The sequence below is a fragment of the Bacillus norwichensis genome (assembly GCF_014836955.1).
Lineage (GTDB): Bacteria > Bacillota > Bacilli > Bacillales > Bacillaceae_C > Siminovitchia > Siminovitchia norwichensis.
Map to the genome: position 1 here is coordinate 1 of NZ_JACSPV010000101.1, position 1,383 is coordinate 1,383.

1 protein-coding gene is annotated in these 1,383 nt (G+C 40.5%); it reads right to left on the minus strand.

Annotated features, from left to right (window positions below; translation table 11 throughout):
• Positions 1-56: 56 nt before the first annotated feature.
• On the minus strand, positions 57-1,247 hold the full coding sequence (locus H9631_RS22105) for an ISL3 family transposase (RefSeq protein WP_191816612.1): 1,191 nt from the start codon (positions 1,245-1,247) through the stop codon (positions 57-59).
• Positions 1,248-1,383 lie beyond the last annotated feature (136 nt).

The following is a 1,383-nucleotide window of genomic DNA, read 5'->3' on the forward strand; positions in this document are numbered from 1 at the left end:
GGCTCTCTGTCAAATGTGGTGGTATTATCCACCCATATTCTTCTTAGATCCGTGGCCTAGGCCACGGATCTAATTGCTTGCCGGAATAATATCTTCTTACGCAAACGCTCGAAAGATTTAATTCCATATGACATCCGTTTGATGACCTTCGTGGTATTGTTGACCCCTTCAATATACCCATTGTTAAATGGATAGACGAAAGCGTTCAATATTTCTGTATTCCAATTCATAAAGGTTTTAACTACACTATCAAAAGTTCGAATAGAACTGTTTTTGACCATTTGAAACCATTCTTCTAAATTCCCTTTGACGGTATGTGTATTACTTTGATGAAACCAATCATGTAGGGCATTCTTTAATTCATAAGCCTCTTTTAAATTCGGATGAAGGTCAAGCAGCTCATTCACTTTCTCCCGGCCTTTTTCATCCAGTTTTTCCGGTGCTAGCCATAAGAGTTTTTTACCCCGTTTGCACGACAAGCGTTCTTCCTTAAGCAACAATTTTTGGACTTCCCGACGGACCTTATCTAGCGCCCAATACGCTTGGCGCATGAAATGAAACCGATCAGCAATAATCAGTGGTTTGTCAAAAGCTTTCTCAACAGCCCGCTTAAATGTTCTGGACATATCCATCACAACAATCTGGACATTCCCTATGTCACAGCTGCCAAAGTATGTTTCTAGGGTCTCCACCCGGCGATCCGGTAACACCTCAATAATTTCCTTCTTTTCCGCATCTACCAGAATTGTCTGGAATTTTTCTTTTCCTGCATCACCTTTAAATTCATCAATGGCCAATACTCTTGGAAGCACACGCCTTTGTGGAATCGACCGTTTATCGAATAGCCTGAGCACACTTGAAGAAGACACGCCGCATATCTTACCTGCTTGCGTAAACGAGTTCTCTGAAACATATGTCAGAACTTGCTCATTCAAAGAACATGTCCTTCGCTGGTAACGTCCTACAAACCCTAAGGTCTCATAAAAAGTCTTTTGGCAAGCCTTGCATTTGTACCTTCTTTTACGAAGGTGGAACACAACAGGCCTTTCTTCTATCAGGCGTCCTTGGACGCGTTGCATACGGTACCCATGAACATATTTAGTTTTCTTCTTACAATTGGGACATGTAACTCTTCTAACCTTGGTTCCCATCTCAATGTGAAAAGCATGATCCATTACTTCTGCGTGTTCTACTTCAATATAAGACTCTTTAATTCCTAATAATTGTGTGATAAAATCATTTTGCATTCATATTCTCTCCAACCCTTTTTATGTCGCAATTTAAAGGTACCAAAAAAGAGAATATGGGTGTATTTTTTTGTTTTTTCAGATGTGCTCCCAACTGCTTAGCAGTAAGGGAGACCACCACATTCAGTATAGAACC